Source organism: Panacibacter microcysteis, assembly GCF_015831355.1.
Classification (GTDB): domain Bacteria; phylum Bacteroidota; class Bacteroidia; order Chitinophagales; family Chitinophagaceae; genus Panacibacter; species Panacibacter microcysteis.
Window position 1 is genome coordinate 161345 of sequence record NZ_JADWYR010000002.1, and the last position, 23924, is coordinate 185268.

The 23924-nt window shown below is 42.6% G+C and carries 26 protein-coding genes; 13 read left to right on the top strand and 13 right to left on the bottom strand.

All coding sequences use genetic code 11. The features are described 5' to 3' along the window. The first annotated feature begins 65 nt into the window (after positions 1-65). Together accC and I5907_RS12640 are read left to right on the top strand one after the other, a co-directional pair. A complete protein-coding gene (gene accC / locus I5907_RS12635; RefSeq protein WP_196991180.1) occupies positions 66-1403 on the top strand; it encodes an acetyl-CoA carboxylase biotin carboxylase subunit in 1338 nt (445 codons plus the stop codon). 196 nt (positions 1404-1599) lie between these two features. After that, complete coding sequence (locus tag I5907_RS12640; protein WP_196991181.1) at positions 1600-2019, top strand: ribosomal maturation YjgA family protein; 420 nt, start codon at positions 1600-1602, stop codon at positions 2017-2019. 29 nt (positions 2020-2048) lie between these two features. Here the strand turns inward: I5907_RS12640 and I5907_RS12645 are convergent, their stop codons facing one another. Beyond that, positions 2049-2336 (bottom strand): YXWGXW repeat-containing protein, encoded by a 288-nt coding sequence (locus tag I5907_RS12645; RefSeq protein WP_196991182.1) that lies wholly within the window; start codon positions 2334-2336, stop codon positions 2049-2051. A gap of 224 nt (positions 2337-2560) precedes the next feature. On the opposite strand from I5907_RS12645, the gene I5907_RS12650 reads away from it, so the two are divergent. Continuing rightward, positions 2561-2866, top strand: a complete 306-nt coding sequence (locus I5907_RS12650) for a YtxH domain-containing protein (RefSeq protein WP_196991183.1) — start codon at positions 2561-2563, stop codon at positions 2864-2866. Positions 2867-2956: 90 nt separating this feature from the next. On the opposite strand, the gene I5907_RS12655 is transcribed toward I5907_RS12650, so the two are convergent. Then, a complete protein-coding gene (locus I5907_RS12655; RefSeq protein WP_196991184.1) occupies positions 2957-3172 on the bottom strand; it encodes a hypothetical protein in 216 nt (71 codons plus the stop codon). A 221-nt stretch (positions 3173-3393) separates the two neighbouring features. Between I5907_RS12655 and I5907_RS12660 the strand changes: the two genes are divergently transcribed. Beyond that, positions 3394-3807, top strand: a complete 414-nt coding sequence (locus I5907_RS12660; protein WP_196991185.1) for a hypothetical protein — start codon at positions 3394-3396, stop codon at positions 3805-3807. After that, positions 3780-4343 (top strand): GNAT family N-acetyltransferase, encoded by a 564-nt coding sequence (locus I5907_RS12665; protein ID WP_196991186.1) that lies wholly within the window; start codon positions 3780-3782, stop codon positions 4341-4343. Before I5907_RS12660 ends, I5907_RS12665 begins: the two co-directional genes overlap by 28 nt. Here I5907_RS12665 and I5907_RS12670 read toward each other — a convergent pair. Continuing rightward, positions 4279-4974, bottom strand: a complete 696-nt coding sequence (locus I5907_RS12670) for an alpha/beta hydrolase (protein WP_196991187.1) — start codon at positions 4972-4974, stop codon at positions 4279-4281. The genes I5907_RS12665 and I5907_RS12670 overlap by 65 nt on opposite strands. 432 nt (positions 4975-5406) lie before the next feature. Here I5907_RS12670 and I5907_RS12675 point away from each other — a divergent pair, with 432 nt between their 5' ends. From I5907_RS12675 to I5907_RS12685, 3 genes are all read left to right on the top strand, one after another. Continuing rightward, positions 5407-7407: a choice-of-anchor X domain-containing protein gene (locus I5907_RS12675; protein ID WP_196991188.1), complete on the top strand. Its 2001-nt coding sequence runs from the start codon at positions 5407-5409 to the stop codon at positions 7405-7407. Positions 7408-7597: 190 nt separating this feature from the next. After that, positions 7598-8341, top strand: coding sequence for an electron transfer flavoprotein subunit beta/FixA family protein (locus I5907_RS12680; RefSeq protein WP_196991189.1), 744 nt, complete (start codon positions 7598-7600; stop codon positions 8339-8341). Positions 8342-8441: 100 nt separating this feature from the next. Beyond that, on the top strand, positions 8442-9401 hold the full coding sequence (locus tag I5907_RS12685; RefSeq protein WP_196991190.1) for an electron transfer flavoprotein subunit alpha/FixB family protein: 960 nt from the start codon (positions 8442-8444) through the stop codon (positions 9399-9401). 172 nt (positions 9402-9573) lie between these two features. Here the strand turns inward: I5907_RS12685 and I5907_RS12690 are convergent, their stop codons facing one another. Both I5907_RS12690 and I5907_RS12695 read right to left on the bottom strand, forming a co-directional pair. Next, positions 9574-11115 (bottom strand): OmpP1/FadL family transporter, encoded by a 1542-nt coding sequence (locus I5907_RS12690; RefSeq protein ID WP_196991191.1) that lies wholly within the window; start codon positions 11113-11115, stop codon positions 9574-9576. 78 nt (positions 11116-11193) lie between these two features. Then, on the bottom strand, positions 11194-11850 hold the full coding sequence (locus I5907_RS12695; RefSeq protein WP_196991192.1) for a hypothetical protein: 657 nt from the start codon (positions 11848-11850) through the stop codon (positions 11194-11196). A 219-nt stretch (positions 11851-12069) separates the two neighbouring features. Between I5907_RS12695 and proS the strand changes: the two genes are divergently transcribed. The 5 genes from proS to I5907_RS12720 all read left to right on the top strand — a co-directional run bounded on the left by proS (position 12070) and on the right by I5907_RS12720 (position 16524). Next, positions 12070-13698 carry a proline--tRNA ligase gene (proS, locus tag I5907_RS12700; RefSeq protein WP_428842560.1) on the top strand — a complete coding sequence of 543 codons (1629 nt, stop codon included), beginning with the start codon at positions 12070-12072 and terminating at the stop codon, positions 13696-13698. Positions 13699-13794: 96 nt separating this feature from the next. Further along, positions 13795-14103, top strand: coding sequence for a CD225/dispanin family protein (locus I5907_RS12705; RefSeq protein ID WP_196991193.1), 309 nt, complete (start codon positions 13795-13797; stop codon positions 14101-14103). Between the two features lie 116 nt (positions 14104-14219). Then, a complete protein-coding gene (locus tag I5907_RS22000; RefSeq protein WP_428842563.1) occupies positions 14220-14513 on the top strand; it encodes a DUF2752 domain-containing protein in 294 nt (97 codons plus the stop codon). 263 nt (positions 14514-14776) lie between these two features. Beyond that, complete coding sequence (locus I5907_RS12715; RefSeq protein ID WP_196991195.1) at positions 14777-15811, top strand: sensor histidine kinase; 1035 nt, start codon at positions 14777-14779, stop codon at positions 15809-15811. Continuing rightward, the gene (locus I5907_RS12720; RefSeq protein WP_196991196.1) at positions 15811-16524 is read left to right on the top strand and encodes a LytR/AlgR family response regulator transcription factor; all 714 of its coding nucleotides are present in this window, start codon (positions 15811-15813) and stop codon (positions 16522-16524) included. Before I5907_RS12715 ends, I5907_RS12720 begins: the two co-directional genes overlap by 1 nt. Here the strand turns inward: I5907_RS12720 and I5907_RS12725 are convergent. The 8 genes from I5907_RS12725 to ilvD form a co-directional block, all read right to left on the bottom strand. After that, a complete protein-coding gene (locus tag I5907_RS12725; RefSeq protein WP_196991197.1) occupies positions 16519-17109 on the bottom strand; it encodes an O-methyltransferase in 591 nt (196 codons plus the stop codon). The two genes, I5907_RS12720 and I5907_RS12725, sit on opposite strands and share 6 nt — an antisense overlap. Before the next feature lie 194 nt (positions 17110-17303). Further along, positions 17304-18353 (bottom strand): ketol-acid reductoisomerase, encoded by a 1050-nt coding sequence (ilvC, locus tag I5907_RS12730; RefSeq protein ID WP_196991198.1) that lies wholly within the window; start codon positions 18351-18353, stop codon positions 17304-17306. 160 nt (positions 18354-18513) lie between these two features. Then, complete coding sequence (gene ilvN, locus I5907_RS12735) at positions 18514-19101, bottom strand: acetolactate synthase small subunit (RefSeq protein WP_196991199.1); 588 nt, start codon at positions 19099-19101, stop codon at positions 18514-18516. A 165-nt stretch (positions 19102-19266) separates the two neighbouring features. Then, a complete protein-coding gene (gene ilvB / locus I5907_RS12740) occupies positions 19267-21003 on the bottom strand; it encodes a biosynthetic-type acetolactate synthase large subunit (RefSeq protein WP_196991200.1) in 1737 nt (578 codons plus the stop codon). A gap of 75 nt (positions 21004-21078) precedes the next feature. After that, on the bottom strand, positions 21079-21564 hold the full coding sequence (locus tag I5907_RS12745; protein WP_196991201.1) for a DinB family protein: 486 nt from the start codon (positions 21562-21564) through the stop codon (positions 21079-21081). A 3-nt stretch (positions 21565-21567) separates the two neighbouring features. Then, positions 21568-21780: a hypothetical protein gene (locus I5907_RS21675; RefSeq protein ID WP_231402096.1), complete on the bottom strand. Its 213-nt coding sequence runs from the start codon at positions 21778-21780 to the stop codon at positions 21568-21570. 13 nt (positions 21781-21793) lie between these two features. Then, positions 21794-21967 (bottom strand): ORF6N domain-containing protein, encoded by a 174-nt coding sequence (locus I5907_RS21915; RefSeq protein ID WP_346266785.1) that lies wholly within the window; start codon positions 21965-21967, stop codon positions 21794-21796. 204 nt (positions 21968-22171) lie between these two features. Next, the gene (gene ilvD, locus I5907_RS12755; protein WP_196991202.1) at positions 22172-23860 is read right to left on the bottom strand and encodes a dihydroxy-acid dehydratase; all 1689 of its coding nucleotides are present in this window, start codon (positions 23858-23860) and stop codon (positions 22172-22174) included. Positions 23861-23924 lie beyond the last annotated feature (64 nt).

The window sequence follows — 23924 nt, forward strand, 5'->3', positions numbered from 1 at the left end:
CTTTTCAACTTGCCTTTTGTTTTAAAGCATATTCAATATTCCAGTCACATTCTCAACTCGAAAAAATGTTTAAAAAAGTACTGATAGCCAATCGTGGCGAGATAGCCCTGCGTGTTATAAGAACCTGTCGCGAAATGGGTATTAAAACCGTAGCGGTGTATTCAACCGCAGATAAAGACAGCCTGCATGTAAAATTTGCTGATGAGGCGGTGTGCATTGGCAAGCCTCAAAGCAGCGAATCTTATTTAAATATTCCGCACATTATGGCCGCTGCAGAAATAACCAATGCAGATGCTATACACCCGGGTTACGGGTTTCTTGCAGAGAATGCCAAGTTCTCTAAAATATGTGCCGATCATGGTATTAAATTCATTGGGCCAACACCAGACATGATCAATTCTATGGGTGATAAAATCACGGCTAAAGATACAATGATCAAAGCAGGCGTTCCGGTGGTGCCGGGCGGCGAGGGTTTACTCGAAAGTGTTGAGCAGGCTAAAGGGCTGGCAAAAGAAATCGGTTACCCGGTAATCTTAAAAGCAACCGCCGGTGGTGGTGGTAAAGGTATGCGTGTGGTATTTGAAGAAAGTGAGCTCGAGCGCAACTATACAATGGCTAAAACCGAAGCTGCCGCCGCATTTAAGAATGACGGCGTATATATGGAAAAGTTTGTGGAAGAACCACGCCATATAGAGATACAGGTTGCAGGAGACAGGTATGGTACAGTGTGCCACCTGAGTGAAAGGGATTGTTCCATACAGCGCCGCCACCAAAAACTGGTAGAGGAATCGCCGTCTCCTTTTATGACGCCGGAGTTGCGTGATAAAATGGGAGCTGCCGCTATCAAAGCTGCATCGGCCATTAATTATGAAAGTGTTGGCACCATTGAGTTCCTGGTAGATAAACACCGCAATTTCTACTTTATGGAAATGAATACCCGTATACAGGTAGAACATTGCGTTACCGAAGAAGTAATCAATTTCGATCTTATCAAAGAACAGATTAAGATTGCAATGGGCGAAAAGATTTCGGGCCAGAATTACACCCCGCAAATGCACGCAATTGAGTGCCGCATCAATGCAGAAGACCCTTATAACGACTTTCGTCCATCACCCGGTAAAATCACCACGCTAAATACACCTGGTGGTCATGGCGTACGTGTAGATAGCCACGTTTATACCGGCTACACAATTCCGCCTTATTACGATTCTATGATTGGTAAGCTGATCGCCGTTGCGCGTACAAGAGATGAGGCCATCGATACCATGTACCGGGCACTAAGTGAATATGTAATTGAAGGTGTAAAAACCACGATTCCTTTTCACCTGCAGCTTATGCAAAATGAGAATTTCAGAAAAGGTAATTTTACCACTAAGTTTCTTGATACTTTCAAAATGGTTTAATAATAAATGTCCCGCTCAAACAGCGGGATTTTTTTTATGTACCATGCAGCATTACTGCTATTAGGCTGCTGTTGCGTCGCACTCTTGTACTGTTAAATCTATACTGAACAAAAGCGAAGATGGAAGCTAAACTTTAGTAAAGGCTTTTCTGCATTTTTTTAATAATATCTTCGGGCATCACTATTTTCAGGCTATCATGACAAAGCTTTTACTCCGGCGATTGATATATCTGCTCACATTTGCTTTTTTCATCTGGCTTGCACTCGCCACAAGGCATCATAAAACGTGGTTTACGCTGCTCATCGTTAAGTATGGTGGTGATGTTTTATGGGCAGGTGCTTTTCTTTTTTTATTGCGTGCTGTTTTTATAAATGCATCGCTGTTAAAGCTCGCCTTATGCTGCTATCTTTTGGGTGTTATAGATGAATTGTCTCAGTTGATTAATACACCATGGGCCAATGAAATAAGAAGCACCACGTTGGGCAGGCTTATGTTTGGCGTTGGGTTTTTATGGTCTGATCTTTTGTGTTATGTGGCAGGCACATTACTTGCTTTCTTGCTTATTTTGTTAATTGAAAAAGATATCATAAAAGAAAAGGTTACCCAGCCTGAGTAACCCTCTTGTTTGTAACCCCACAAATTTATTTATCTCCAGTGCCCTTTCTCCCATGTCCATCCACCTCTTTTCTTTTCCCAATGACCGGGTACCCATCCTCTTCCGCCACGTGGTGGTGCCCAGTAACCCTGGCGAAATTGATACTTACCGCCAACCACATACCATTCACCATCTATCCAAACATAGTCAGGGCGCGGTTGTGGTGGCCTGGCTACTACAGCAGGTGGGTTTGGTTTTTGTGCAACTACGGTAGTTTTGCAGCTCTCCATGCTAACCAGCGAGAATATCAGGGCTCCGATAATAATCAGCTTTTTCATAAAATCCGGCATTTAATTTACATTGTACAAATTCAATAAATATGCCATGTAAAATTGCAGCTGTACAAATGTGTTTATGGCATTGGTTGTGGAAAATATTCACCACATTAGTGGATAATAGTAATTTTGTTATGTTTTTTTGATTGTGTGTAGTTGGCAAGGTTTTAGAAACACAATCACATCAACTGATCAATAATATTTGTTAACCTTAAAACTGAATTATTATGGGTGCTCAAAAACTTCTCATTGGTGTATTATCAGGTCTTGTTGCAGGCGTTGCTATTGGTATGCTCACAGCCCCTGCAAGTGGGAGTGAAACAAGACAGAAAATTGCCGATTCTGCTGATGATGTTAAGAAAAAATTACGTCGTTTGCGTGGCCAGGCCGCTGATGAACTGGATGAATTGAAATCTGTTTTCGAAAGCGAAGTAGATGGTTTAAAATCTGATGTGAGAGAAAAAGTGTTGAAACTTATTGAAAGCAGTAAGAAAACATACAATCACGTAAAAGATGAAGCAAAATCCTTCTAAGTTTAGTTGTTGATTGGAATAAATGGAAAAGAGGCGTTTGCGCCTCTTTTTTAGTAAATATAGCTAGGTTAATTATACCTTTTAATGCGGTTATTCTGCGGGTAGCGGGTTTCTTCTCGATGGTACAACAATGGTTTCATCTTCACTCAGGTACACAAAGAAATCGAATAGTGAATAAATATCGCCCGGCGTTTTAGGGCCTCCGTTTGCATCATTCCTTTCGTACGGTCCAAGTAATTCTCCGTTGTGCCTTAATTCAGCAAGCTTTTCGTGCATGCTTAGTTGTTTAAATGTCTCGATTGTCATGGCTCAAAAATAATTGTAAAATAGTTTCTGCGAAAATAAAATCCTAAAATGTATTTGAGAATTGTAATTGGTTGTTAGTTTTGAAACGGATATAAAAAGTAGTTTATCCAGCGTGGTACAGAAGAGGCATCGTAGCTGCGTAAAGTTATCATGCACAAGAGTGCGACGCAACAGGCGATGCCACCTGTACAAATGCCTGGTTCAACATAAAAAATACGTGTATGAAAAAGTTTGCCGGTAGTGTAGTTATTCTAATGTTTGCGCTGCAAGCACAGGCTCAGGTTATGCAGCAAAAAGCGCAATGGGCAACCATTAGTGTGCCGCAGCTTAAATGCTGGACCTGTAAAGACAAGCTGGAAAAATTTCTGCTTACAGAAAAGGGCCCCAATGGCGATGCCGGAATAGTGAAATGGACTATTGCGATGAACACCGGCATATTGAAAATTCAGTATGTGCCAGATCGTATAACGTTAGATTACATAAAAGTTGCTATAAATAATGCGGGTTTTGATGCGGACTCTACCACTGCAGAGCCACAGGCATACAAAGCATTGCCGCCACTGTGCAAAAGAGCGGCAGATGGCGGCGGCCCGCAGAAAGGCAAACCGTGCAACCTGCCACCAGACCTGCAATAACGATGGGCGGAATTTCCATACAGTCACTCGGTGCTGCAAATGTTGATGCACTCAGGCAGTTAAGTGTAGACACTTTTACAGATACATATGCGCGTTATAATACGCAGGAGGATATGTTCTTGTACATCAACAAGCATTTTTCGGCAGAGCAGTTGCTTACGGAGATAAAAGAAGCCTGTAATTTTTTCTTTGGTGCTTTCAGCAACGACGGGCAAATGGTGGGCTACGTAAAATTGCGTACTTCAGAAAAGCCTGCTGAACTCGCAACCCTGAAACATATTGAACTGGAACGTATTTATGTTTCAAAAGCTTATCACGGTAAAGGTTTGGGTAGTGTCATCATGCAGCATTGCCTTGCTTTTGCATTGCAACAACATTACGAAGTACTGTGGCTGGGAGTGTGGACGAAAAACGAAAAAGCAATGGCTTTTTATAAAAAATGGGGTTTTGAAATTTTTGGCAAGCATACTTTTATGCTTGGCAAAGATGCCCAGGTTGACTGGCTGATGAAGAAGCACTTAAATATCCCTCAATAATATCATTCATAATGGCAGAAACTTCTGCTGCCTGTTCAAGCACCATTAAATGCCCGCCTTTACGAATTGTATAATTGCTGGTTACGTATTTATAAGGCAGTATTTTATCTATTGTTCCGTGTACATGAACAACATTACCGGGCACAATTTTGTTACTCCAGTTTAGCAATGCTGAGACCGCCCAGTTATTAAAAGCAGTGTCAGAGTTTGCAATCAGCTCTTCATACACTTTTATAAATGCCGGTGTTTTAAGATCGAACCAGCTTTTTATACGCAGCATAAACCAACGCTGCATTTTAGGCGAGGTCCATTTGTACAAGCTAAAATATTTACCGGTGCGGTAATAAAACGGGATTTCTTTACTCGTTTTGGCACTGGATAACAAAATTCCCTTAACTGACGGGAAGGCTTTCGCTATTTCGGTTGTAAGCATACCTCCAAAAGAAAGTCCTGCTATAAAAGCATTATCCGGTATTTTATAAAAACTTTTTAAACGCAGGGCATAATCGGGAAGGCTTTCATTTTTTAACGGCGTTATCCAGTCAATAAATACCGGTTCAGCATTATGCAGTTTCAAAAGCTGAAATACTGTTTTATCTGCACCAAGGCCTGAAATGAAGTATACTTTCATAAGTTATACTACAAACTTAGCATGCTTTGGTTTAGCCTGCAGCCAGAACGGTGATGTTATTTTTTGGAGCCCGGCAAATATTTTCATGGCATCACCTGTTGCGTCGCACTCTTGTACTTTATGAAGTTAATTGAGCTTTAGCGTTCAGGCTTTATCATACAAAAAGCCTAAACAGTGGCTTTACAGCCGGTGCAAAGTGAACAAGCTCAAATTTTCATCGATTTTAAATCATATGCACGAATTTTTTAAGCTGTTTTGGTCAGGCAATTACTTTTTATTACTCAATTTCGTTATACCGCCTTTCTTCGGCACTGGCAACAGCTAAAAATACAAACCAAAGCTGCTTAAATCCAATCTCTTACTGACAAATCTTTGTGTGTTGAATATTCAACCCAAACTATTGATTTAAGTTTTACACCCAACACTACAACTATGAAAACTTCGAGACAACTGATCGTTCTTACGGGATTGGCGTTTGCCACTTTCCTTTGCGTTTCATGGAATAAGAATGAGAAAACTACCAAAAAAAGTAAGACTGTTTACGACAGTATTTTTGCGGTAAGCAATGCAGATCTGCCATGGGCCGATGCGCCTGCAATGGACGCGTACCTGGCAGATTTAAACGGCGGCATGCCCGGTAAACTGCAAAGAATACCCGCGGCAGAAGATGTACTTGTTCAAAAGATCCCGGGTGATAATTATCATCTGCTCCTGATGGCGGTGTACTCGTACGAAAATTATGCAGAGACAACTGTAACCGTAGATAATGGTGGCGAACAGCTCACGTTGCGTGATGATGGGCAGGCATTCGATAAAGTTGCGGGTGATGGTATCTTCACCGGCAAAATTTATGCGGATGTTAAAGAGTTTGCGAAAGCGGCGGTTATGATGTACAAAAGTAACCTTAAAGATAAACAGGCTCAATTCTATAACCGCGAAATACTGTCGCCCGAAAACTGTCTTACAGGTACCTTTAATCCCGAACAGTTTGAAAAGAACCAGGCCGTGTCTATAGCCGCACTCTCAAGTGCTTCTACACCTTTGCTGGATTCTGTAAGAAATAATTGCATTTTTATCACTGACGTAGGTGTGGTCGAAGATCCTACACGTACCTGGAACCCTTGCACACAAACAGGAAATATTGATGGTCCATGGACTTTTAAAACCATCATGAAAAACCTTGCTAAAACTTCCGAAACAGACCCGACTGATGCAGAACTTTCAGCTTTTGTAATGGACTGGCTTCACAACTGGCAGGTAGATAAAGAAATGAATGGTGATACTGTGTTGGCGCGTACAGGGATTAATGAGCATCTGATTCAGCCATGGCTTGAGAAAAGCGCACTTGCAGGCGCGCCTGAAGGGCAACTTGATATGCAATATGCGCCTTTCAAACTTACTGCAATTATCAATCGTTTTGATTTAAGAGAGAGAGCAGCAGGTATACCGGCCGGAGAAGGGCGATACACCTTTTGCCTTATAGATCCAACATGTACAGACGCTATGCAGGGTACCGTTGTTGTAGAATATGGCATAAATTCAAAATCAATTTGCGACAGCCTGCAAAACTGGGCGTTAAGGTGGTACAACCTGAAAGATTTAACGCTTGGCAGTCCTGAATATAACGCAGCATTGCAGGATATTACTGACCGTTTTACATTATGGGGCACTGCACCTGGCAGGGAGGCAAATCTAATTCTTGACGCCATCCGGACCAATGAAATCGCTTTTGCCCCGGAAGATGGTAGCATCAAAAGATACGAATTCAGGCAGTTTAATCTCGCCACATCACCAACCAAGGCGATTGTTCAAAGACTGGTAGAACAGATACCACAGGATAAGTACAATGCGCAGGTAGAAAATCCGGATGTAATTGCAATGGTTACATGGGTAAATAATAACGGCAGGGCTGTGAAAAATGATGCTTATGTATTGCCCGAGTCTTTTCTTGGTGGTCACTCCCAAATATTGGGTGAGCCCGTTGGACTGCCGACCGGCATTTATCACTGGGATGGTGTTGCAACTAAAAGAAGTCCTGCGCGTATTTCAAACACAACTGTAAGACACGTGTTTTCACGCAATACATGTACCGGGTGTCATGCAGGCGAAATCCAGACATTTTTCACACACGTAGATCCGGTTTTCTTCGGGTCTCAGGCCACATTATCCGGGTTTCTTACAGGAACAGCCGGCAGAGGTGGCGCCATAGATTTCGATAATATACCAGATAATGACAGTATGATGGTTCGCGATGCAGCGGGCAGGGGCGGTGTAAGAAACTCGCTGCGTATGTTCAACGATATACTGCGCAGGGCTAAAGACCTGAAAGATTTCGTTTTCACACCGCCATGTACCTTGTCTTCAAAAGATGGACAAAACGTTTTCGCTATCAGGAACCGGCTTATGTTTAGTCCGCTTAATTCAGTTCACTAAATATCTTCATACATAATCCACATTAAAGGGCTATGCGGGAAACCGTCATAGCTTTTTCTTTTTTAACAGTTAAGGATTCGGCTAAATTTCACAAATAAATTTTTATACAAACTCTTGTTAGTACAGTAATACTTTTATATTTGCAAATAGTTGCATAAACAACCATTTCTAAACATTTAACCATCTTGCCATGAAGATACTAGTCTGCATAAGCAAAACACCAGACACTACTTCCAAAATTGCATTTAAAGACGGCAACACAAAGTTTGATGAAAGCGGGGTGCAATGGATCATCAATCCATATGATGAATGGTATGCGTTTGTAAGAGCCATTGAATTAAAAGAAAAAGACCCCGGCACAATCTTGCACATTATTACCGTTGGCGGTGCAGATTGCGATCCTGTAATAAGAAAAGCACTCGCTCTTGGCGGCGACGAAGCTATACGTGTAAATGCAGATAGTAGTGATAGCTTCTTTATTGCTTCTCAGATTGCCGCTGTAGCGGGAGAAGGCAATTATGATTTAATATTTACAGGTAAAGAAACGATCGATTATAACGGTTCTTCAATTGGTGGCATGGTTGCAGAACTGTTGGATATGCCATATATTTCTCTAGCCACGAAGTTTGAACTGCAAGGTACAACTGCAACATTAAATCGTGAGATTGAGGGTGGGGAAGAAGTAAATGAGGTTGCGTTACCCGCTGTTGTCAGCTGCCAGAAAGGTGTGGCCGAACAACGCATACCCAATATGCGTGGTATAATGGCTGCAAGAACCAAGCCTTTGAAAGTGACAGAACCTGTTTCGGTGGATGCACTTACCAGTATAGCTGGTTTTGAATTACCTCCTGCAAAAGCCGGCGTAAAACTGGTGGCAGCAGATAATGTGGAAGAGCTTGTAAGGCTGCTACATGAGGAAGCAAAGGTTATCTAAGAATAAAAGATTGTAATGGCAGTTATACGCGCATATTGCCAGCATGAGGGTTGTATTTGGTTTCGCGTGAAAAAATACATAACAAGATTAAATTGATCATATGTCAGTTTTGATATTTATAGACCACGCAGATGGTCAGATAAAAAAGGCCTCTTTTGAAACGCTTACTTATGGTGCAGATCTTGCCAGGCAACTAAATGTTGCTGCTGAGGCAATAATTTTAGGTACTGTAAACGACGACCTTACGACACTTGGAAAATATGGTGTGACGAAAGTTAACCAGGTGAATAATGAAGCATTAAATACACTTGATGCACAGGTGTATGCAAAAGTGCTTGAAGAAGCTGTGAAATCTACCGGTGCAAATGTTGTAGTATTCTCGCATAACCAGACCGGTAAAGCAATTGCATCAAGGGTTGCGGCGGGATTGAAAGCCGGGCTTGTAGCGGGTGCAGTAGCACTGCCTGATACAGCAAACGGATTTGTGGTGAAGAAATCTGTTTTTAGCGGAAAGGCGTTTGCGAATGTGAATATCGCATCTGATATAAAGGTGATTTCCCTTAATCCAAACAGTTATAAAACAATAGCAGGAGAGGGCACATCGTCCGTTAACCAGCTAAATATTGCGGTGCCGGCAGCGAGGGTAAAAGTTACTGCTGTAAATAAAGTGAGTGGAGAAGTGCCTTTGACAGAAGCTGAAATAGTGGTAAGTGGCGGGCGTGGTTTAAAAGGGCCTGAAAACTGGGGTATTGTTGAGGATCTTGCACATGCATTACATGCGGCAACAGCCTGTAGCAGACCAGTAGCTGATAGTCACTGGAGACCACATCATGAGCATGTTGGGCAGACTGGTGTGCAGGTAGCACCAAACTTATACATTGCTTTAGGAATATCCGGCGCCATACAGCACCTTGCCGGCGTAAACAGGAGTAAGACTATCGTGGTAATTAATAAAGACGCCGAAGCGCCTTTCTTCAAAGCTGCGGACTATGGCATTGTGGGTGATGTCTTTGAAATTGTACCTAAACTTACCGAAGAAATAAAAAAGCTTAAAGCTTAACAGTAACCTGAGTATAACAAATGCCACTCTGAAAAGAGTGGCATTTGCATTTAAAATATCAGTGAGTATTTATTTTTTGCGTAGTAATCTCTGAAGTGATGCATAACGATATGCAGTACAAGAGTGCGACGCAACAGGCGATGCCATTTATACTGCAGCGCGGCTCATAATATTAAAACTTGAAGCCAACAGTAGCTACAATATTGGAACGATTGTTTTTTGCCTCTGCAAACACATTGGCTTTATCATTTAGCCGGTATGGAAAATTTACGTCGGTATTAAATGTTTGTGCCAGTGTAAGGTCTATAAAAAAGCCTTTGTTTCTGTAACCAATACCGCCACTTGCCATAATACGGTTTGCACTTAACGCTGCATCTGCATAGGGACTTCCATAGTATGCACCACCTAACCTTATAGCCCAGGGATCAAACTTTATTTCTCCACCCACTTTCACATTTATATTTCCTTTGTAGTAATCTTTTATAACATCGTTCAGGGCTTTATAATAATCTACTCCTTCAAAATCTCCACTGTTTTCGGGTAACACATTGTAGCGGATACCACGATAATTAACGTACTCAATATCTGCAGTGATGAACCCTCGTTGTTTGCGTGTTTCTTCCACAGGGTTAAACACAAAACTGATGCTTCCGATAGCCCGGTAAGGTGTGGTAACGCGATAGGTAACTTCGCCGGCATTGCCGGAGTTAAATTCATCGCTTGATGCTTTTACAATACCTGCATAGTTTTCTGTGTTGGTAGTAATTTCGGTGCGTTGTTTGTCTGTTAGCTGCATAAAACTGGGCGTATGAAAAGCAAAACCCAGGCGTACGGTGCTGTTTAGTTTATAAATAAGACCAAGTTTGGCGTTGACGCCAAAACCGTTTGTTCTATAATTTTCTTTATAGGTAAAGTAGCCGAAGTTGTTATCGGCATTGTTGGTTAGGTCTCTTTCTGTATATGTAAGATCTCTGTTGTAACCGAGTATCGGTATATTTAATCCTAATCCAAGGTAAAGCCTGTCTGCAGCGTTTGCAGCAAAAGCAAAAGATAATTCATGCAGTCCGCCTTTTGTATCTTCATCTCTTTCCTGCTCTATGCCTGTACCCACAGGAACCAACGACTTGTATCCGCTTAGCTGGCCAGCTGCATTTAGAGTGGTATCGATAAGATAAGTATAGAAGGCGAGTGAGGAGCCAAAAACGTAATTCTGTAGTGCTGCGGTTTCATTAGCTCCGTCTCTTACCAGTTCTTCCACATATTTCTCAGAATACGAACTGTAGTTGTTGGAGCCTTTGTAATACGTGTGATTGTTGTAACTGGCCAGTTGTGTAAGTGAAATGGAAAATGCCGTGCTTGCCAAGCCACCCTGGTACCGGTTTGGGAAACCAAATACGACACCCGAAGTACCGTAAGCAAAAGCGTTTTTGGACAAACTGCTTTTGGTATTGAGGTAATTGATATTGTTATTATTAAGATTGAAACCCGGCGATAGCACAAACTCATTTGTTTTATATAGCCCAATGCCCGCGGGATTGATATGGTTGCTGGTAATATCTCCACCTAAAGATGCATTGGCACCACCCAGTGCAAGATTTCTTGCGGAGCCATTTGGGGTAAACCAACCAAGTTTCAATGCATCATCCGGTTGTTGTGCATGCAGCGACAGCGTAAAGAAGAAGGCAGTAAAAACAAGCAAAAAAAGTCTCTTCATTTTCTTTGGTTATAGTACAGCAATATACATACACCAAACAATTGATGTTTTACTATTGCTTTATAGATGTTGTTATTATTATCTTGGTGGTCTTGCGGCAGGCGCACTGCTTCCTGAACTGTTGAATCCACCACTGCGACCGCCTGCACTGCTGCTTGGGGTAACGTTGGAATTGAACGATCTTGATGGATTATAGCTGTTGTTGTTGTTATTGTAGTTATTATTATTGTTACCAAAGGCATTTTTCAAAAGGCTTCCAAAGCTTTGCCTGTTACCGGCATTATAATAATTGCCATTACGATAGGCTGAAAGATTTGCTTTTGATGTGTTACCAAAATATGCTTTAGGTGTTTTGTAGTATACAACAGTGTACACAGGGTTGTACCAATAACCCCACGGCCTTGAGTAATACGGATTCCACATACCCACACCATAATAAGGATTAAGCATTACAGATCTTGATGGAAAACAACTGTAGCCAAAATCGTAACGGCTGTCATTCCAGTAGCTATAATCATCTATACCATTCCACTGGTAACGGTTACGCACTTTCATGCGCAGGTAATTATCGTCATTGGCAGAATAACTTTCGTACCTGTCTTCCTCCTCTCTTGCTACCGCCGGTTTTGCCGGCGAATAGTACACGTCATCTGGTGTGCGGCTTGCTTTGTAAGCTGAACAACTACTCAATACCACCACAGCAGCAGTTACACCGTACAGTAGAAAATTTTTCATATAATGGGTTTTAGCAATTAATTAAGTGAAGTTATTACTTTTGCCGCGCTTTTTTAGTCTTAGTTCCGGTTATAAAATTACACTGCTTTGGGTACAAGCCACACCGTGCTTTGTTAAGGTTACACTAAAAACAAACACGTGTTTGTAGAGAAATAGCGATAATTTGGAGGCGGATTTTTAAGTAGCTGCGGTCTGTTTGCATAGCAGTAACCGGCAACTATGTTTAAAATGTATGGCCGGCACATTTGCGGAGCGGCGGTACCGGAGCTGTTCATAAAAGTTCCGGACGATGAAGTGAGTGACACAACAGGTGATGCCATGAAAGGCTGCAGCCGGGTAACAAAAGAAATAAAACATCATACACAAATAATGGCAAAAGAAATTACATCGAGAGCGCAGGATTACTCGCAATGGTATAATGATATCATCCTAAAGTCTGACCTGGCAGATTACAGTGCCGTGCGGGGCTGTATGGTTATTAAGCCCCATGGTTTTGCCTTGTGGGAAAATATGAGGGATCAGCTTGACAAAATGTTTAAAGAGACCGGGCATGTAAACGCATATTTTCCACTATTTGTACCGAAAAGTTTGTTTGAAGCAGAAGAAAAAAATGCAGAAGGCTTTGCCAAAGAATGTGCAGTGGTTACACACTATCGTTTAAAGACAGACCCTGACAACAAAGGCAAACTGATTGTAGACCCCGACGCAAAGCTGGAAGAAGAACTGGTGGTGCGCCCGACCAGCGAAGCAATTATCTGGAATACCTACAAAGGGTGGATTCAGTCTTACAGAGATCTTCCATTGCTGATCAACCAATGGGCAAACGTTGTGCGCTGGGAAATGCGTACACGCCTGTTTTTGCGCACCGCAGAATTTTTGTGGCAGGAAGGCCATACTGCACATGCCACCAGGCAGGAAGCAATTGACGAAACCGTACAGATGTTGAATGTTTACGCAACATTCGTGGAAGAATATATGGCACTGCCGGTTGTAAAAGGTATAAAAACAGAAAGTGAACGTTTTGCCGGTGCAGAAGATACCTATTGCATAGAAGCGTTGATGCAGGATGGTAAGGCTTTACAAGCTGGTACATCGCACTTTTTAGGACAAAATTTTGCCAAAGCGTTTGATGTAAAATTCAGCGACAGGGAAAATAAACTTGATTATGTATGGGCCACCAGCTGGGGTGTAAGCACACGTTTAATTGGCGCACTGGTTATGGCACACAGCGATGATGACGGTCTTATTCTGCCACCACGCATTGCACCGCTGCAGGTAGTAATTGTACCCATCTTTAAAGGCGAAGAACAGCTTGTGCAGATATCTGAAAAGGTAAACGTGATTGTGAAAGAACTGAAGGCGCTTGGTATTTCTGTAAAGTACGATAACTCAGATAATGCAAGACCAGGCTGGAAGTTTGCAGAATACGAGAAAAAAGGCATTCCCGTACGCATAGCCATTGGCGCAAGAGACCTTGAGAACAATGTAGCCGAAGTAGCGAGAAGAGACGAAAAAACAAAAGAAAGTATTTCGCTCGATAGCATTGCCCAACACGTACACGAATTGCTGGAAGAAATTCAGCAGAACATTTACAACAAAGCAAAAGCTTACCAGCAGGAGCATATAACAAAATCAGACAGCTGGGACGACTTTGTAAAACTGCTTGATGAGAAAGCCGGCTTTATTGCTGCACATTGGGATGGAACAGCCGCCACCGAAGAGAAGATCAAGGAACTTACCAAGGCAACAATTCGTTGTATTCCCCTGGATAATGAGCAGGAAGCAGGCAAATGTATACTGACAGGCAATCCCTCTACGCAACGGGTGTTGTTTGCAAGAGCTTACTGATACTAATATTATTTCAAAAGGAAGTGCCCTGTACGGGGCATTTTTTTATTTATGCAAATTGGGTATCTTGTTGCACTTAACAACCAAATCACCAACATGGAAAATTATTCTAACCAACCTTATCAGCAACAACCGGTTTCACCGCCAAAAAACTGGCTTGTTGAAGCAATTCTCGTCACCATATTTTGCTGCCAGATCATCGGTATTGTTGCCATTGTATTTGCAGCACAGGTAAACTCAAAATTTGCAGCAGGCGATTATGCCGGTGCACAAAGCGCCTCTAAAGACGCAGGTAAGTGGACGAAGATTGCCTTTTTTGTAGGCATTGCATGGGTAGCACTTTGTTTGCTGTGGATCTTTTTCTGGGGCGGCCTTGCCATGATGAGTAACAGGTATGGATATTAGCCATGTCGCTACAATCTAAAATACTCGGTCTTTTTATAATAAGTGTAGCAGCGTTGGCAACAGTGCTGCTATACTTATATGTGTATCCGCTATACCAGGTCTATTTTCCCAAATGTATGTTCCATACTGTTACAGGCTTGCATTGCCCCGGCTGCGGCACCCAGCGTGCGTTTGTTGCATTATTACACGGAGACATTCCAAATGCAATGCATAATAACCTGCTTGCGGTACTGTTAGCGCCTGTATTGCTTTATAGTTTATTGCTAGAGCTACAAACTGCTCAAAAACGCACGCAAAAGCATCTGTTTTACAGCGTAAAATTTGCGCGCATCATTATACTCGCAGTGATAGTTTTTACGGTCGTACGAAATATTCCGCTTTATCCTTTTACCTTGCTCGCTCCGTTGTAGCTGTGCTTCGCAGCAAACTTTATACTATTCGTCTCATTTAGGCCTGTTGCCGCTACAGGCGTTTGTACATTTGATGTAAGCAATAGATTTTTTTGGTAGCAGGCAGCATTGCTACTATTAAGCTGCGGTTGTGTCACTCACTTGTACGGTTGCAGCAATGTTCGGCAAGGTGCACTCCTGTTCCTTTTCACAAAAAAATTTTATTGCCACAATACATGTAGTATTGGCACATTGCGCAGTATGAAAGGAATTAAATCGACGGTATGAAAATCAGTTGGTATAACAGGAAGTGGGGAAAAATATCATTGCATGTTGCGGCATGGTTAATTGTTTTGTCATTGCCTTACCTGCTGCGCGTTACACCCGGTAATGATCCCAGGCCGCAGGCAGAGCGCAATGCTTTTTTTATACTTAGCACACTCACCAATCTTTGTTGGATCGTGGTGTTCTATTTTAACCTTTACATATTCACGCCCCGGTTTCTTTTCCTGAAAAGGTACGCCGCCTACACAGCTTTTCAGGTTGGTATTTTTGCTGTTGTAATGCTCATTCATGCATCACTCTTCAGGAGTCTTACGCAAAGAAATTTTATACTTGGTAATTCTATTGGCTTCAATCTTGTGCCTTTTATACTGGCCCTGGCAGTAAGTACTGTTATAGGTATGATACAGGACCGGAATAAAACCGACAAGCTTTTAGTGGAGAAGCATGAAGAAAATATGAAAACGGAGTTATCTTTTCTCCGCTCGCAGATTAGCCCACACTTTCTGTTCAATGTACTCAATAATATGCTGGCCCTTGCAAGGCTTAAAAGTGATGAGCTGGAACCAACCATATTCAAACTTTCTTCGCTCATGCGCTACATGCTGTACGAAGCAGCCGAAGAAAAAGTATTGCTGAAAAAAGAGATTGCTTACCTGCAGAGTTATATAGACCTGCAGCAACAACGACTGGGCAGTAAAGTCAAAGTGCAGGTAATGATGTCTCAATCAGCAGACCATTATGAGATTGCGCCAATGTTGTTGATCCCTTTTATAGAAAATGCTTTTAAACACGGTGTGGGAAATATAGAGCACCCGCAAATAGATATAGATCTTTATACAAAAGACGATATCCTGCATTTTATGGTACGCAATAAGCGCAACAGCGATGTGCCGGAAGAGAAAGATAAGACCTCTGGTATCGGGCTGGTAAATGTAAAGCGCCGGTTAGACCTTTTGTATGGCAGCAATCATAATTTACTGATAGCCGCTAAGCACGATTGTTTTACAGTATCACTTCAATTAAACCTGGTATAATGATAAAATGCATAGCTGTAGATGATGAGCCGCTGGCGCTAAGCTTACTGGAAGACTATATAAGCAAGATTTCTTTTTTGCAACTTGTTGCCAAATGCAGCGACGCCTTTGAAGCGCAGAAAGCCTTACAACAGCACGATGTTGACCTTATATTTATCGACATACAAATGCCGGGCCTTACAGGCCTGCAGTTTATACAAAGCCTCACGAGCCGGCCCATGGTTATACTGGTAACGGCATACGAAAAGTTTGCGCTGGAAGGGTTTAATCTTAACGTTGTAGACTATGTTTTGAAACCCGTAGAGTTAAGCCGTTTTATGCAGGCATGCAATAAAGCCAATGAGCTATACGAGTTAAAAAATCAGCAGAAAAATAATACAACACCTGCAGCCGGTTATTTTTTTGTAAACGTTGATTACAGTCTCTTAAAAGTCATGTTCAACGATATTATATGGATAGAAGGACTCAGGGATTATGTAAAGCTCCATTTAAAATCTTCTTCAAAACCGTTAATGATACGCATGACTTTGAAAGCGGTAGAAGATGAATTGCCTCCGGCAAATTTTATACGCATTCATCGCTCGTTTGTGGTAGCTGTAGACAGTATTACATCCATACGTAAAAGCAGTGTGTTTATTGGTGATATTGAACTGCCTGTCGGCGATACCTACAAAGAAGTGATCAACCAGCTTACCGGTAAGAACAGCTTATAAAAGAATGCCGTTTTTTGTAACAATCACAATGCCTGTAGACCAGTTTAGTTTGGTAATTTGTAAAGAAGCGTTTGCTTCTATTTGCTTTATCAGCCGTTCTACATGTTTTTCATGGCCGGCCGGCCAGTTAGGTTGTGGCAGCATGTCATCTATAATATACAAGCCGCCGGTATTAAGCATATTCAATGTTTCGTTGAGCAATTCATATTTTCCCGGCCATGCATCAGCAAATACAAGGTCAAATTTTTTATGCCTGTTGGCGGTTATCCAGTTTGCTGCGTCTTCAGAAACAAACTGCACACGTTTGTCTTTACCGAAATACACTTTTGCTACCGCCTGGTATGTTTCACTGGTGTCTATAGTGATGAGTGTAGATTGTGCTGTCATTCCCTCCACCATCCAGGCAAGTGAAAGACCCGTACCTGTACCCAGTTCAAGATAAGTTCCGTTTGGTTTGGCAGCAACCAGCGTTCTCAACAGGCATCCTGTTTGCAGATCAGAAGGCATGGAGAAACTGATCTTTGCTGATGCTTCTTTAATGGAAAGATAATGTGCAGGTAAGTTTACTTGCTGGTCGTTTAGCATATTGTTCGGTTTATTCTTAGAAAGAAAAAGCGCAAAGCATTTCACTTTGCGCTTTTGTATGTGAGCATGTTTTATACTGCTGTTCATGGGCTAATGTACCTGGCGTTGAGGCATCGCTGTTGCCCAATGTTATACAGTACAAGAGTGCGACGCAACGAAAGCTTCATGTATGTATAACAGCCCGGCTCCAAAAATTACTGCTGATTTTCCGGGCGCAGTGAGCGTACTGTTTTACCAGCCTGCCACATTTCACTTTCGCGCAGTTCTTTTAATTCCTCGTTTAATTTTTCGCGGTAATCAGGCTGCGAGTTTGAGTCAATGGAACGCTGAGATTCTTTACCTGTAGCCACGCTTGTATATAGTTCGTTGAATACGGGCAATGTTGCATCGCGAAACTTTTTCCACCAGTCCAGCGCACCACGCTGTGCAGTGGTAGAGCAGTTTGCATACATCCAGTCCATACCATTTTCCGCAACCAGCGGCATAAGTGATTGGGTAAGTTCTTCAACTGTTTCGTTGAATGCTTCAGAAGGAGAGTGTCCTCTTTCGCGCAGTACCTGGTACTGTGCAGCAAACACACCTTGTATGCAACCCATGAGTGTACCACGCTCTCCGGTAAGATCACTGTAAACTTCTTTTTTGAAATCTGTTTCGAAAAGATAACCGCTGCCTACTGCAATGCCCAGTGCAACAACGCGATCTTTTGCTTTACCTGTTGCATCCTGGAAGATGGCATAAGAGCTGTTTAAACCACGGCCCTGCAGGAACATTCTGCGCAAAGATGTACCTGAACCTTTTGGTGCAACCAGGAACACATCAACATCCGGCGGAGGTATAATGCCTGTTTGCTCGTTGAACGTAATGCCGAAACCGTGAGAGAAATATAAAGCTTTACCTGCAGTAAGATTTTTCTTTACAGTGGGCCATAATTCTATTTGTGCAGCATCGCTCAGCAGGTAGCAAATAATGGTACCGCGTTGTAATGCTTCTTCAATTTCAAACAATGTTTCGCCTGGTACAAAACCATCTGCCACAGCTTTGTCCCATGTTTTGGAATTTTTACGCTGACCAACAATTACGTTGATGCCATTATCACGTTGGTTAAGCGCCTGGCCCGGGCCCTGCACGCCATAACCAATTACAGCTACTGTTTCATTTTTTAAAATTTCCTGTGCTTTGGAAAGTGGAAATTCTTCACGTGTTACAACGTTTTCTTCCACTCCGCCGAAATTTAACTTTGCCATCTTTTTAATTTGAAAATTTGATGATTTGAAAATTTGAAAATGTTGGTTGCTTTTTTTCTTTTTATGTACTAAACAATATTGCTACTATTAAGCTTTTGTTGTGTCACTCACTTATACGTTCTGTTCTTTACTCAGCACTTGCACAGTCTTCACCCGTTTACTACATGGTAAACACTTCTTCCTGTTTATTCAGGTATTCATTTTCTATCACGTCTTCGCCTGGTTGTTTGCGTTCAAACTCTTTTAGTTTTTCGTGAAAACCTGCACTGCTCTTGATGATGGCTACTCTTGCACTTCTTACAAACTCAATAAGGCCATAAGGTTCCAGCGCCTTCATCAGGCTATCTATTTCTTCGCGGTGGCCCGATGTTTCAAACACGGTGTAGTCGTGGCGTATAACCACTGCTTTTGCACCGTATTCACGCAATAGTCTTTCTACTTTTACTTTTTCTGCAATAACATCTGTAGGCACTTTATACATTGCAAGCTCCTGCCATACTATTTCTTCGTTGGTATTGTAGTATGCTTTTAACACCTCCACCTGTTTTTCTATCTGCCTGCAAAGCTTGCGTACCACATCTTCCGTTTCGTTGATGACGATTGTAAAACGATGTACGCTTTCTACTTCAGAGGGTGAGGTGTTTAAGCTGTCTATATTTATTTTCCTGCGTGTAAAAATGATGGCTATACGGTTTAACAAACCAACCTGGTTTTCAGTATAAACTGTTATGGTATATTCTTGTTTCATAAAACCCTTGTCCGCCGTAAAAGGACTTTTGTGTTGTGAAAAAATTTTGATTTCGTTTTGCTCATCCCTGCATTGCAGTACAAGAGTGCGACGCAACGATGTTTCATACTTATTCTTTTGCCCGGCCCAAAATTGCCTTTCTTTTTTCTGGAAGATGTATTGTTGCTATTTCAATCTAATCTCTGCCACACTACAGCCCTGTGGCACCATTGGAAATACATTGTTTTCTTTACCTACCATTACTTCAAGCAGGTAAGACCCATCATGGTCGAGCATTTCTTTGAGCGCTGTTTTTAGATTGGCCCTGTCATTCACAGATCTTCCGGCTATACCGTAGCCTTTAGCAATGGTTACAAAATCAGGGCTTTGAATATCTACAAATGAATACCTTCTTGAGTGAAACAACTCCTGCCACTGGCGCACCATGCCCAGGAAATTATTGTTGAGTATAAGAATTTTTACAGCGGCGCCAAACTGCATAATGGTACCCATTTCCTGCAGCGTCATCTGGAATCCGCCGTCTCCGATGATAGCCACAACTGTTCTGTGGGGCGCACCGTATTTTGCCCCTATAGCTGCGGGCAATGCAAAACCCATGGTGCCAAGACCACCCGATGTAACATTACTTTTGCTTTGTACAAACTTTGCATAGCGGCACGCGATCATCTGGTGCTGACCAACATCTGTTACAATAACTGCGTCTCCTTTTGTTAGTTCGTTTAGCGCATCGAGCACTTCTGCCATGCTCATATCATCAGATGCAGGGTGCATTTCCTGCGTAATCACAAGATCGTGCTCTTCCTGCATCATATCATTAAAACGCTGTACCCATTGCGTATGCGATTTCTTTTCTATTAATGCTGTAAGCATGGGCAGGGTTTCCTTACAATCGCCCCATACCGGCACAGCGGTTTTTACATTCTTATCAATTTCCGCAGGGTCAATATCCAGGTGAATGATCTTTGCCTGTTTGGCGTATTTATCTAAACGGCCGGTAACACGATCATCGAAGCGCATACCTACAGCAATCAGTACATCGCAATCATTGGTTAATACATTTGGCCCGTAATTACCGTGCATACCTAACATACCAACATTTAGCGGGTGATCAGTTTCCAATGCGCTCAGGCCGAGTATGGTCCATGCTGCAGGTAAACCACCTTTTTCAATGAAAGCTTTAAATTCTTTTTCGGCACGGCCAAGAATAACACCCTGGCCGAATATTACGAACGGCTTTGCTGCTTCGTTAATAAGTTTTGCAGCTTCTTCCACGTATTCTTTGCGGATGATTGGTGCAGGCCGGTAACTGCGAATATGATCGCACTTTTCGTAGCCCTTGTAATCAAACTTTTGTATTTGTGCATTTTTTGTAATATCAATCAGTACCGGGCCTGGTCTGCCACTTCTTGCTATATAAAATGCTTTGGCCAAAGCTGCAGGTATTTCAGTGGCATCTGTAACCTGGTAGTTCCATTTTGTTACCGGTGTTGTAATGTTGATTACATCTGTTTCCTGGAACGCGTCTGTACCCAGCAAATGGGCAAATACCTGGCCTGTTATGCACACAACCGGTGTGCTGTCTATTTGTGCATCTGCAAGACCGGTAACAAGGTTGGTTGCGCCCGGGCCACTTGTAGCAAACACCACACCCACATCGCCGCTTGTCCTGGCATAGCCCTGTGCTGCATGTATACCGCCTTGTTCATGGCGCACCAGGATGTGTTTAAGTTTGTCTTCGTAATCAAACAGGGCGTCATATATGGGCATGATAGCGCCACCGGGATAACCGAATATGGTGGTTACGCCTTCGGCTATCAATGCTTTCAACACAGCCTCGCTGCCACTTATATTTTCTGTTGTACTGGTAGTAATTTTTTCTTTTGTTAATTCAAGTGTTTCCATAACACATTTTTTATTTTTTATAAAGCCCGCAAATGCAGCGCTTTTATTTTTTATCAGCATTGTGTAACCTGCTTCTTACCGGTAGTAGCCCAACAGATCAGTTGAGCTGATTTCGTTAAAACCTACCTGCCGCAACATTGTCACCAATTGCCCGCGGTGATATGTTGCGTGGTTGACGACGTGTGCAAATAGCTGGTAATAAGGCATAGAATAAGGAACGCCATTTAATCTTTTAAAATCAAGGTTTGTGTTGAGTGCCTGCTCATCAAAATCATCGATAAAAGATTTCAATTGCGCTGATGTTTCTTTCCAAAGGGTGATGTGTTCTTCCCTGCTGCCTTTGTAAGTTGCCTGCAGCCACTCAACCGTTTCGTTCCTGAAACGCTGCAGCCATGCTTTTTCAGCGCTGAGGATATGCAAAACAGTTTCCTGTATGCTGTTAAAGCTGCTGGTAACATGCCGGTTCCACTGTTCATCGCTAATCTGCCCGAGCCAGCCGCAGGCAATATTGTTTGCCCACAGGTTAAATGCTGCCAGTTCTTTAAAATACTGCTTGGTCATACATTATTTTTTAAATCCTATTCGGTCTCTTTCTTCTCCCCTGCGTGCTGCTGCTTTTTCATCAAGCAGGTTTTCCATCGCATCATAGATCTGGTTGAGCTGAACATCATGCTTACCCAGTCTTTCTTTTTTTTGCTGTAATTGCTCTTTTATATTATTCTGCCTGAGCAATATCTTCCTGATCTCTGCAAAAGCACGCATGATGGCTATGTTCATGCTTATGGCTTTGTCACTGTTTAAATATGCCGCTCAGCATGGCAACGCCCTGTTCTGTAAATGCATAAGGCGCTGCGCTTGTATTGCTTCTGCTCTGTAATGCGGTCACAATTTGTGACTGCATTACGTGATTGTTACCAGTTTTTTTTCTACTGCGGTAACAAATTGTGACTGCAGGTTTTGCCATTCAATCCAGCATTACTCTTTCTCCACGTATTTCATATATCCTGTTTGTATGCTTTGTATTACCTGCATCGGGTTTAGGGTTTATGATACATTGATATCTTTGCTCCGATCTTCGCGTTTGCCCAATATTGCTTCAACCGTACAAGAGTGCGACGCAACGATGCTTAATACTTATACTGCTGCCGGGCACCAAAAAATTTTCGTGTTAATCTTCATCTGTAACACAACCTTCAGCAGCACTTTTTACACACTTTGCATATTTATACAAAATTCCGTTTGTTGCTTTTGGCGCAGGTTTAACCCATTCGGCTTTACGTTGTGCAATCACATCATCGGCTACCTTTAGCGTAAGGGTGTTTTTTGTTGCATCGATCTCTATAATATCTTCGTCCTGCACAAGACCTATAAGACCACCTTCTACCGCCTCAGGCGTTATATGGCCCACCACAAAACCGTGTGTGCCGCCGCTGAACCTGCCATCTGTAATCAATGCCACGGACTTGCCCAGGCCTGCGCCAATGATGGCGCCTGTTGGTTTCAACATTTCAGGCATGCCTGGCGCTCCCTTGGGGCCAATATTTTTTATTACCACCACATCGCCCGCATGCACACGGCCGGAAGCAAGGCCTTTGATGAGATCATGCTCGCCATCGAACACACGGGCCGTGCCTTCGAAACGTTCGCCTTCCTTACCGCTGATCTTTGCAACACTGCCACCTTCTGCAAGATTGCCATATAAAATCTGCAGATGTCCTGTGGCTTTGATTGGTTTTTCGAGCGGCATAATAATATCCTGCTTTTCAAAATCCAGGTCTGGCGCACCGGCAAGATTTTCTGCCACTGTTTTGCCGGTTACCGTTAAGCAATCTCCATGCAGTAAGCCCTTACCCAGCAAATATTTCATCACTGCGGGAACGCCGCCATATTTATGAAGGTCCTGCATCATGTATTTACCGCTGGGCTTGAAATCTGCCAGTACCGGCGTCTTATCACTGATCACCTGGAAGTCATCCTGCGTTAAAGGTACGCCAACACTTTTTGCAATGGCAATCATATGTAACACCGCGTTGGTGCTACCACCCAGTACCATAATGACAGTAATAGCATTTTCAAATGCTTTGCGTGTCATAATATCTTTTGGCTTGATATCTTTTTCGAGCAACACTTTAATTGCATCACCAATTGCTGCACATTCTTTTTGTTTTTCATCGCTGAGGGCGGGGTTGGAAGAAGAGTATGGTAAACTCATACCCATTGCTTCTATAGCACTGGCCATTGTGTTGGCCGTGTACATGCCACCGCATGCACCGGCACCGGGACACGCATGTTGCACAATGCCTTTGAAGTCTGCCTCTGTAAGGTTACCGGCAATTTTTTGACCTAATGCTTCAAATGCAGAAACGATATTGAGATCATCCTGGCCTTTATAGTGGCCTGGCGCAATAGTACCGCCGTAAAGCATGATAGACGGGCGGTTAAGCCTGCCCATTGCCATAATAGTACCGGGCATGTTTTTATCGCAGCCGGGTATACCGATAATAGCATCATAATATTGTGCGCCGGCATTTGTTTCAATGCTGTCAGCAATTACATCGCGGCTTACAAGGCTGTAACGCATGCCATCTGTACCCATGCTGATGCCATCACTTACACCAATGGTATGAAAGCGCAGACCAAGCAAACCATTTACATTATTTACACTTGCCCGAACCGCCGTTGCAAGATCGTTCAGGTGCATATTACAGGGGTTGCCATCCCAGCCCATACTTGCAATACCTACCTGTGCTTTTGCAAAATCTTCTTCTGTAAAACCAATAGCGTAGTACATGGCCTGGGCGCCAGGCTGTGTAGGGTCCTGTGTTAATGTCTTCGAATATTTATTCAGTTCAGCCATTTGTATGATATATATTTTTGGTAATCTACTGTATAACTTTATGCAGCTTTTGTTGTGTCACTCA

Bases quoted from the DNA above. Each gene is read 5' to 3' on its own strand.
- ilvN (WP_196991199.1), bottom strand. From the start codon at position 19,101: ATGAAACAAGAATATACCATAACAGTTTATACTGAAAACCAGGTTGGT.
- ilvD (WP_196991202.1), bottom strand. From the start codon at position 23,860: ATGGCTGAACTGAATAAATATTCGAAGACATTAACACAGGACCCTACA.
- ilvC (WP_196991198.1), bottom strand. From the start codon at position 18,353: ATGGCAAAGTTAAATTTCGGCGGAGTGGAAGAAAACGTTGTAACACGT.
- I5907_RS12690 (WP_196991191.1), bottom strand. From the start codon at position 11,115: ATGAAGAGACTTTTTTTGCTTGTTTTTACTGCCTTCTTCTTTACGCTG.
- accC (WP_196991180.1), top strand. From the start codon at position 66: ATGTTTAAAAAAGTACTGATAGCCAATCGTGGCGAGATAGCCCTGCGT.
- I5907_RS12715 (WP_196991195.1), top strand. From the start codon at position 14,777: ATGAAAATCAGTTGGTATAACAGGAAGTGGGGAAAAATATCATTGCAT.
- ilvB (WP_196991200.1), bottom strand. From the start codon at position 21,003: ATGGAAACACTTGAATTAACAAAAGAAAAAATTACTACCAGTACAACA.
- I5907_RS12680 (WP_196991189.1), top strand. From the start codon at position 7,598: ATGAAGATACTAGTCTGCATAAGCAAAACACCAGACACTACTTCCAAA.
- I5907_RS12725 (WP_196991197.1), bottom strand. From the start codon at position 17,109: ATGCTAAACGACCAGCAAGTAAACTTACCTGCACATTATCTTTCCATT.
- I5907_RS12660 (WP_196991185.1), top strand. From the start codon at position 3,394: ATGAAAAAGTTTGCCGGTAGTGTAGTTATTCTAATGTTTGCGCTGCAA.
- I5907_RS12650 (WP_196991183.1), top strand. From the start codon at position 2,561: ATGGGTGCTCAAAAACTTCTCATTGGTGTATTATCAGGTCTTGTTGCA.
- I5907_RS22000 (WP_428842563.1), top strand. From the start codon at position 14,220: ATGTTCCATACTGTTACAGGCTTGCATTGCCCCGGCTGCGGCACCCAG.
- I5907_RS21675 (WP_231402096.1), bottom strand. From the start codon at position 21,780: ATGAACATAGCCATCATGCGTGCTTTTGCAGAGATCAGGAAGATATTG.
- I5907_RS12695 (WP_196991192.1), bottom strand. From the start codon at position 11,850: ATGAAAAATTTTCTACTGTACGGTGTAACTGCTGCTGTGGTGGTATTG.
- I5907_RS12645 (WP_196991182.1), bottom strand. From the start codon at position 2,336: ATGAAAAAGCTGATTATTATCGGAGCCCTGATATTCTCGCTGGTTAGC.
- I5907_RS12705 (WP_196991193.1), top strand. From the start codon at position 13,795: ATGGAAAATTATTCTAACCAACCTTATCAGCAACAACCGGTTTCACCG.
- I5907_RS12655 (WP_196991184.1), bottom strand. From the start codon at position 3,172: ATGACAATCGAGACATTTAAACAACTAAGCATGCACGAAAAGCTTGCT.
- I5907_RS12745 (WP_196991201.1), bottom strand. From the start codon at position 21,564: ATGACCAAGCAGTATTTTAAAGAACTGGCAGCATTTAACCTGTGGGCA.
- proS (WP_428842560.1), top strand. From the start codon at position 12,070: ATGTTTAAAATGTATGGCCGGCACATTTGCGGAGCGGCGGTACCGGAG.
- I5907_RS12675 (WP_196991188.1), top strand. From the start codon at position 5,407: ATGAAAACTTCGAGACAACTGATCGTTCTTACGGGATTGGCGTTTGCC.
- I5907_RS21915 (WP_346266785.1), bottom strand. From the start codon at position 21,967: ATGGCAAAACCTGCAGTCACAATTTGTTACCGCAGTAGAAAAAAAACT.
- I5907_RS12640 (WP_196991181.1), top strand. From the start codon at position 1,600: ATGACAAAGCTTTTACTCCGGCGATTGATATATCTGCTCACATTTGCT.
- I5907_RS12670 (WP_196991187.1), bottom strand. From the start codon at position 4,974: ATGAAAGTATACTTCATTTCAGGCCTTGGTGCAGATAAAACAGTATTT.
- I5907_RS12685 (WP_196991190.1), top strand. From the start codon at position 8,442: ATGTCAGTTTTGATATTTATAGACCACGCAGATGGTCAGATAAAAAAG.
- I5907_RS12720 (WP_196991196.1), top strand. From the start codon at position 15,811: ATGATAAAATGCATAGCTGTAGATGATGAGCCGCTGGCGCTAAGCTTA.